This is a genomic window from Mycolicibacterium llatzerense, assembly GCF_000878195.1.
Classification (GTDB): domain Bacteria; phylum Actinomycetota; class Actinomycetes; order Mycobacteriales; family Mycobacteriaceae; genus Mycobacterium; species Mycobacterium llatzerense.
In genome coordinates, this window is record NZ_JXST01000025.1 from 89,777 (window position 1) to 97,514 (window position 7,738).

9 protein-coding genes are annotated in these 7,738 nt (G+C 66.3%); 3 read left to right on the forward strand and 6 right to left on the reverse strand.

The genetic code is table 11. The annotated features are described in order from the left end of the window. Positions 1 to 3: 3 nt before the first annotated feature. Entirely contained in the window at positions 4 to 777 is a 774-nt protein-coding gene (locus tag TL10_RS18235; protein WP_043986708.1) for an enoyl-CoA hydratase/isomerase family protein, read from the reverse strand. A gap of 27 nt (positions 778 to 804) precedes the next feature. Then, positions 805 to 1,170 (reverse strand): hypothetical protein, encoded by a 366-nt coding sequence (locus tag TL10_RS18240; protein WP_043986709.1) that lies wholly within the window; start codon positions 1,168 to 1,170, stop codon positions 805 to 807. Positions 1,171 to 1,371: 201 nt separating this feature from the next. On the opposite strand from TL10_RS18240, the gene TL10_RS18245 reads away from it, so the two are divergent. Further along, complete coding sequence (locus TL10_RS18245) at positions 1,372 to 1,725, forward strand: hypothetical protein (RefSeq protein ID WP_043986710.1); 354 nt, start codon at positions 1,372 to 1,374, stop codon at positions 1,723 to 1,725. Positions 1,726 to 1,777: 52 nt separating this feature from the next. Here TL10_RS18245 and TL10_RS18250 read toward each other — a convergent pair whose 3' ends face one another. Together TL10_RS18250 and TL10_RS18255 are read right to left on the reverse strand one after the other, a co-directional pair. Continuing rightward, complete coding sequence (locus TL10_RS18250; RefSeq protein WP_043986711.1) at positions 1,778 to 3,379, reverse strand: RNA polymerase sigma factor; 1,602 nt, start codon at positions 3,377 to 3,379, stop codon at positions 1,778 to 1,780. Between the two features lie 119 nt (positions 3,380 to 3,498). Continuing rightward, positions 3,499 to 4,179: a TetR family transcriptional regulator gene (locus tag TL10_RS18255; RefSeq protein ID WP_043986712.1), complete on the reverse strand. Its 681-nt coding sequence runs from the start codon at positions 4,177 to 4,179 to the stop codon at positions 3,499 to 3,501. A 145-nt stretch (positions 4,180 to 4,324) separates the two neighbouring features. Between TL10_RS18255 and TL10_RS18260 the strand changes: the two genes are divergently transcribed. Both TL10_RS18260 and TL10_RS18265 read left to right on the forward strand, forming a co-directional pair. Next, on the forward strand, positions 4,325 to 5,377 hold the full coding sequence (locus TL10_RS18260) for a ferredoxin reductase (RefSeq protein ID WP_043986713.1): 1,053 nt from the start codon (positions 4,325 to 4,327) through the stop codon (positions 5,375 to 5,377). Positions 5,378 to 5,415: 38 nt separating this feature from the next. Continuing rightward, the gene (locus TL10_RS18265) at positions 5,416 to 6,543 is read left to right on the forward strand and encodes a fatty acid desaturase family protein (RefSeq protein WP_043986714.1); all 1,128 of its coding nucleotides are present in this window, start codon (positions 5,416 to 5,418) and stop codon (positions 6,541 to 6,543) included. Here TL10_RS18265 and nei2 read toward each other — a convergent pair. Together nei2 and TL10_RS18275 are read right to left on the reverse strand one after the other, a co-directional pair. Then, positions 6,463 to 7,245 (reverse strand): endonuclease VIII Nei2, encoded by a 783-nt coding sequence (gene nei2, locus TL10_RS30235; protein WP_082067992.1) that lies wholly within the window; start codon positions 7,243 to 7,245, stop codon positions 6,463 to 6,465. The genes TL10_RS18265 and nei2 overlap by 81 nt on opposite strands. Further along, on the reverse strand, positions 7,245 to 7,738 hold a 494-nt coding region (locus tag TL10_RS18275; protein WP_043986717.1), incomplete at its 5' end, for a nitronate monooxygenase. The genes TL10_RS18275 and nei2, both read right to left, overlap by 1 nt.

The following is a 7,738-nucleotide window of genomic DNA, read 5'->3' on the forward strand; positions in this document are numbered from 1 at the left end:
CGCCTATCGGTCGCCGAACGCCTTTGCCGCCAAATCGATCTGGGCTGAGGCGGCGAGAATCTGGCTGCGGTTCTCCACGTGCAGCGCGGCCTGCAGGCTGGGGGCTTCGAGGTTGGCCCACAGCACCTGCTTGGTGGACTCGACGCCGAACTTGCCGTAGCTGCAGAGGGTTTCGGCGATGGCCAGGGCGTCGGCGACGACGTCGTCCGCGGACAGCCGTGAGACCAGCCCCAGGCGCAGTGCTTCGTCGGCCGCCACCGTCCGGGCGGTCAGGATCAGGTCGAACGCCTGCCCGGCACCGACGATCCGGGGGAGCGTGTAGCTCACCCCGATGTCGCAGCCGCCGATGCCCAGCTTGATGAACTGGGTGCAGAACCGTGCGCCCGGCCCGGCGATCCGGATGTCGGCGGCCAGTGCGATGGCGAAGCCACCGCCGTACGCGGGCCCGTTGACCGCGGCGATCACCGGCTGGCGCAGATTCTGGATACGGGTGGTCAGCTCGGCGATACGTTCCTGCCAGCGCATGCCCGAACGCGGAAATTCCAGTCCGCCACCGGCTTCCGACGGGTTGGGGTCGGAAAGGTCCAGGCCCGAACAGAATCCGCGGCCGGCGCCGGTGAGTACGACGACGCGGCACTCGTTGTTCCGGTGGATGTCGTCGAGGGTGCTGTGCAGGGCTTCGACGAGTTCGAAGCTCAGCGCGTTGAGTTTCTCTGGACGGTCCAGCGTCAGCACAGCGATATCGGGGCGGGGGTAGGTGAGTGACAGCGGCGGCATGTTCCTGACGTTAACCCCGTCGCGCCGTCACGACAGCTGTCGGGTCGGCATCGGCGCGCTGCGGGGGAGGGGAGTCGGGCGGGGCTTGGTTTGGTGGCCGGATTGCGAGTCGGCGGGCGGCCAGATGCAGAAGCCGTGGTGATAGTCGCCCGTACTCCACGTTCCACCGGTGTTGATGCAGCAGTCGTGTGTGGCCACGTCGGCATCGTCTTGGGTGGGCGGATCGTGGGGCGCGTGGCTGATCATCTCCTTGTAGCAGGTGAGGAAGCCGCCCTCGCCCTGATTGTTGTCGACTGCCCCGGCGGTCGCTGCGGTCTCGAGCCCCAGTGTCGCGATCAGCAGTGCGACTGCCATCAGCGGCAGCTTTCGTGCGTGGGTGTTGTTGTGTGGCATGGCTTCCTCCAGCTGTGTTGTCTGGCCTCGTGGCCTGTGTTCACTGGTAGGAGGACGGTGTCGCGACGATTCCCACACTTTTTTCATGACCGCTCGCGGCGTCCAAAGGTCTCCCCGAAAAAGTGTGGGAATTCCGGCAGCCCCGCGCTCCTAGTAGGTGAACGCGGCCCACCGGGGCCGGGTAAGTCGAAGGAGACCATCATGGCCAGCACCGCATCAACCCAGAGGCGCGCCCTCGTCGCGACCGCCAAGTTCGTCATTGCGTCCGGCATCATCGCTGCCGGCGCGACAGCACTGTCCCCGCTGGCACAGGCGGACGCCCAGTTCGACGCCTTCAAGCAGTCCTGCCTCACGAACCCGGGGGCATACGCGGCGGGCGCGGTCCGCGGCGCATACCGGCTGGAGGTCGTGCCAGGAAAGGAGATGGACCAGATCTGCTCGCTGTACGGTGCGCCGGGTTTCCACCCCAACGGCAATTGGCTGGGCGACTACACCAGGCAGGTCTACCTCCAGAACCCAGTCGGCGTGCCCCATCCGATGGTGACCGTCAACTGAAAGATCCGAACCGAAAGCGGCCCGCCATCGCTGATGGCGGGCCGCTTTCGGGTTATCCGAGTGGACCGCTGGGCTGGATGCACGCGGGCGGTGTGCAGCTGTTCGACCCGCCTTCCTGTCGCGGCGGGACGTGGCCGGGAGCAGGCGCCCGTCCGTTCGACGATTTCGGCGGAGTCACCGGCCCTTTGGGCGGGCCGGGATCGACGACCGGACCGGACTTCGGCGGCGTGACCGGCCCCTCGTCACCGCCCGAGGGCGCCGTCGACCCGCCGGAATTGCCCGGGGGCGTGACAGGGCCGCCGGAGTTGGGCGGCGGAATGACCGGGCCCGGCGCGGTGCTCGGGGGTTGCACCGGTCCAGCTGGGTTGCCGGAGTGGTGCGGAGGCACTACCGGTGCAGCGGGGTTGTTTGGGGGAGTGGATGGTTCAGTCTCAACGGGCGGAGGCTCAATCGGTCCCGTCGGATTGCCCGGAGGCGCGGTCCGCTCGGGGTTGCCCGACGGGCCCGTCGGGCTGGGAGGAGCAGTCTTGAGCGGTGCGTCAAACGGAGTGTTCGGCACTGATGGGAATGTCGGTGACGATGAAGTCGAGTGGCCGGTGACGCTCATCGGGTCGACGTTGAAGACCTGGGGCATGCTGAGATAGACCGCACCGCCGGCCGCCACGATGGCGGCCACCCCGGTCACCGCCATCGCATGGCGCCGCAGATAACCCGGCCTCGAATTTGTTGTCGCCGAGGGTTTCTCAACGGACGTCGGCGGCAGGTCGGAGACGTCCACGTCATGCGGGGGCCACCACGAATTGCCCGTTTGGGGTGGCCCGGCTGCCGAGCGGGGCGTCGTGGGCAAAACGTTGCCGGCGTGGGCCAACGTGGCCTCGCGGAGCCACTCGGGCGCTGGGATGAGCAGCGGAGCGCTGCCGAGGAGTGTGGCGGGGCTGACCATCTTGGCGCGCTGCTCTTCGCAGACTGCGCAACCGTCGATATGGCGGGCAGCGCGCTTGCGCGTCAGTACGGTGAATTGGCCGTCCCAATCAGCGAGGATCGCGGCGAGTTCGGGACACCGGGACGGGTCGGTACGCACCTGCCGGCAGATTAGCAGCGCGCCGAGAGACCGCGCGATGGTGTCGCGCAACCGCTCGACCAATGTGTTGGCGTTTCTCGGTGAAACTCCCAGTGCGTCAGCAAGTTCGGGCCCGCTCAGCCCTTGGCGGTAGGACAGTTCCAGCACCAGCTGATCGCGATCGGTCAGCCCGCCGCAGGCGTCGCTGATCAGATTCGCCAGCTCGCTGCGCGCGGCAAGGGTCGCCGGATCCGGTTCCCCACTGACGATCTCGGGCAGCTCGTCGCTGGGCTGTTCGCGGCGGCGGTCCCGGATTCGCGACAGTGCCTCATTGCGGGCGACGGCATACAGCCACGACCGCAGCCGGTCGGGCTCGCGGAGTTGATCGAGCCGACTGGCGGCAGTGACGAAGACGTCCTGGACGCAGTCCGCGGCGGCGTCGCGATCGCGCAACATGCCGACGCAGAAGTCGTACAAGCGATTGGCGTAACGGTCGTAGATTGCCGCGAATGCCATCCGGTCGCCCGATGCGGCGGCGAGCGCCAGCGTGGCGTCATCGTCGGCTGCCGCCGACCTCGCATATGCAGTGGTCACATCGAGCTCCCAGCTGACTCCTGGCGAATGGCAGGAATCTCATCATGGCTTTCCCAACAACTAGGAGCAACCAGCGAGGGTGATTCCCACACTTTCGTCGAGCGAGTTTGCGGCCTTGTTCAGGCGCTGTGCCACCCGGCCACGCCGACGGCGATCATTCGCAGCTGCTTGCGTGCGGTCCGCTTGACGTCGTCCAGCGCCTTCGCGTCATTGGCGTCGTCGATGGACTCGGCGGTGGTCATCATCGTGTTGACGAACAGTCCGGCCACGATGTTCAGGTCCTCGGCGCTCCAGGTGGTGAGTCCCGGCAGCCGACCCAGATCGATCGCGAGCTCCGAGGTGATCAACCGGATTTCCGTGCGGATGGCGTAGCGCAGCGCGGTGACGCCGCTGTTGCGTTCCCGGCTGATGAAGCGCCAATGCTCGGGTCGTTCGGCAACGCTGTTGAAGAGGATGTCGACGGAGGACTCGATGAAGCGCTTGGGGTCGAGCTGGCCGGCGCGGCCACCGCGGAGCATCTCGCGGAGAGCGCGGAAGGACTCGTCGATGAGCACCAGGCCGAGCGCATCCATCGTCTCGAAGTGCCGGTAGAAGGCGGCGGGCACGATGCCGGCCTCGCGGGTGACCTCACGCAGGCTGAGCGCGCTGAAGCTGTCCTCTTCGAGCAGTGTGAGGGCAGCCGTGATGATGGCGCGGCGGGTTGCTTCTTTGCGCTCTTCGCGCGACAGGTTGTCCTGGACGCGAGAGCTTGATGAGCGGCTCGACCTCCGGTCGCGTGAACCAGGGGTACGACTGTTCACCGAACAAAGTTTACACAGCGTGGCATTGCCGCAGATTGAAACGCTTGTGTATGGCACAAGCATACAGATGTTCACTGTGTGATCCCAGCAACAAACTGCGCTTTAAGTCTTGACGCGAACGCTTGGAATCGGTCACTGTGTACACATGTTCACCGAAACTTTGAGCCGCCGAGTTCGGCGCTCCGCCCTGGTTGGCATCCTCACCGGCCCGCACGGCGTGGACCGGTACACCGAGGTTTTCGACCGCACCTGGACTGTCAACGATGCCCGCGCCAAGGTGGTCGCGGTCCGTCGGCAGACGCCGCGCAGCGTGACCCTGACGCTGCAGCCCAACGACGCCTGGCAGGGCTTCAAAGCCGGCCAGCACATCAACCTGACCGTCGAGATCGACGGCCGCCGCCGCACCCGGTGCTACTCGCCGGCCAACTCCGAGGGCAGCCCGGTCATCGAGCTGACCGTCGGCCTGCACGACGGCGGCCTGGTCTCCACCCACCTGTACGAGCACGCCGAGCCCGGCATGGTCGTCCACCTCGACTCCGTCGGCGGCGACTTCGTGATGCCGACCGTTCGACCGCGTCGCATCCTGCTGGTTTCGGGCGGCAGCGGCATCACGCCGGTGCTGTCGATGCTGCGCACCCTGCGCGAGGAGAACTACGACGGCGAGGTCGCGTTCATCCACTACGCCCGCAACCCCGAAGAGGCTGCCTACGCCACCGAGCTGGCGGCCACCCCGGGCGTGAAGGTGCTGCACAGCTTCACCCGGTCGAACCGCGGTGACCTGAGCGGCCACTTCGGGTCGGACCACCTGGCGGCCGCAATGCCCGACCCCGATGCCGTGTTCGTCTGTGGCCCGCCGGCCCTGGTCGACGCGGTCAAGGACCTGCTGCCGGGTGCCCAGTCCGAGAGCTTCGTGCCCCCGGTCATCGCCGTCCCGACAGAGGCGTCGGGTGGCAACATCGCCTTCACCGAGAGCAACGTCGACATCGTCGACGACGGTCGCTCCATCCTCGAGCAGGCTGAAGCCGCCGGCCTGAACCCGACCAGCGGCTGCCGGATGGGTATCTGCCACACCTGCACCCGCACGAAGATCAGCGGCCCCGTGAAGAACCTGATCACCGGCGCGGTCTCGACCGCCCCCGACGAAATCATCGAAATCTGCGTGACCGCCCCGTGCGGCGACGTCCAGATCGATCTCTGAACCACCCCACCAGCCCACGCACTCAAGGAGACGAACCCATGGCTCAACGTCCCAACACCCTGACCGCCGAGCAGTTCGACGACTTCGGTCGCGCGCTCGACGCCATCCGTGAGCGCCACCTCGCCGACCTCGGCGACCGTGACTCCGACTACATCCGCAGCATCATCGCCATGCAGCGCAAGCTGGAGATCGGTGGCCGTGCGCTGCTGTTCCTGCCCCCGGCGTGGCCCGTCGGCACCGTGATGCTCGGCCTGTCGAAAATCCTCGACAACATGGAGATCGGCCACAACGTCATGCACGGCCAGTACGACTGGATGGGCGACCCGGCGCTGCGCGGCCAGAATTTCGAGTGGGATTCGGCCTGCCCGTCCAACCAGTGGCGGCACTCGCACAACTACATGCACCACACCTACACCAACGTCGTCGACCTGGACCGCGACATCGGCTACGGCGTGCTGCGGATGAGCGAAGACCAGAAGTGGACCCCGTACTACCTGGGCAACCCGGTCTACGCCTTCCTGCTGATGGTGTTCTTCCAGTACGGCGTCGCGCTGCACGAGCTGGAGACCGAGCGGATCCGCTCCGGCGAGATCAAGCTGCGGGACAAGAAGGACATGCTGCGTGAGATGTGGGCCAAGGTCAGTCGCCAGACGCTGAAGGACTACGTCGCCTTCCCGCTGCTCGCCGGACCGTTCCTGCCGTTCGTGTTCGCCGGCAACATGACCGCCAACCTGATGCGCAACGTGTGGTCGTACGCCATCATCTTCTGCGGTCACTTCCCCGAGGGCACCTACGAGTTCACCATCGAGGAGACCAAGGCGGAGACCCGCGGCCAGTGGTACTACCGCCAGCTGCTGGGTTCGGCAAACCTGTCCGGCGGCAAGTGGTTCCACATCTTCAGCGGCAACCTGTCGTTCCAGATCGAGCACCATCTGTTCCCCGACGTCCCGGCGCACCGCTACGCGGAAATCTCCCCGGAGGTCAAGGCGCTGTGCGAGAAGTACGACCTGCCCTACAACTCCGGCCCGCTCCACACGCAGTTCTTCTCGGTGGTCAAGAAGATCTGCCGCCTGGCCCTGCCGGACTCATGGCTGACAAAGCGGGCACCAGAAGGTGATCCGGTCAGCGAGGTTCCCGAGGTTCGCGAGCCGGTCTCGGTCGCCTGATTCGATCAGCGTCCCGCACCTGCGACACGCTTGCCCGGCCCGGCCGTACACCCAGAGTTGACGGCCGGGTCGGGTATCGCCCGTTGTAGTCCGGTTCCACCTGTTCCTGTTCAACCACAACATGTCCCGGGCCCGCTGCGCCAGTCGCAGCGGGTCTTTCACTGTGCTGACCAAGGCCGTGGGGCGGCGGCCGACGATGAAACACAGCTCGTTGGCATAGACGTTGCCGACGCCGGCCAGGTTGCGTTGGTCGAGCAGCACTTCGTGCAGTGGACGTTCCGGGTCCTGGGTGAGGTTCTGTGCTGCTCTGTGTGGATCCCAGTCCGGGCCAAGGAGATCCGGTCCGAGGTGTTTGACGACGTCTTGGTCGTGGTCTCTTTCGAGAATCTCCAAGGTGCCGAGCTCGGTGCCCACCGCTTGAATGTCGTTGTTTTCCAGGATGATTCTCGTCCGATGATCCGGCCTTCTGGGCCTGGTGTTGACCTGCCACTTGCCCTCCATCTTGAGGTGCGAGTGGATGCTGGCCCCGGTGGTGCGGATGAACAGGTGCTTGCCGCGGCTGAGCACTTCGTCGACCTGTTGTCCGCTGAGGTCGACGGTCGCGAACTTCGGGACGCGAATGTCGCAGCGCGTCAGCGTCTTTCCCTGCAGTGCCTCGCGGAGCACTGCTGCGGTATGCCAGACGGTGTCGCCTTCGGGCATCAGCGGATGTAGGTGTGGGCTCGGGTCAGAGCTTGTTCGGCATCATGGGCGATCTTCTGTACCAGGGGAGCGGCCAGTTCGAGCTCATCGATCAGGTCGAGGGCTTCGCCGGCCCAGATAGGGACGTAGTCCAGATCCATCTTGGCCGCCCGGTCGCGGAACTCCTCTTGCGCCTTGGGATCCGCGTCCAGTTCGGCGTCCCGGTCCTGCCACTGGTCGGTGAAGACGCTGCGCAGCGTCCGCGCCGGATACGTAGCCGGCCACCGCGTTTCGAGGGGCCGGGCAGCGATGTCGATGGCGCGGCCGGTGGTGGTGTCTTCGGCCGTCGCCTTCAGCATGACCTTCGACTCGGCGGCACTGAGCAGCGACTCGTGAGTGGCTTCGAACCGGGTGCCGATCATGGCGCCCGCGGCGCCGAGAGTCAGCGCCGCCGCCAGGCCGCGGCCGTCGCCGATGCCGCCCGCCGCCAGCACCGGGGTGCCGTGCGCCAGGT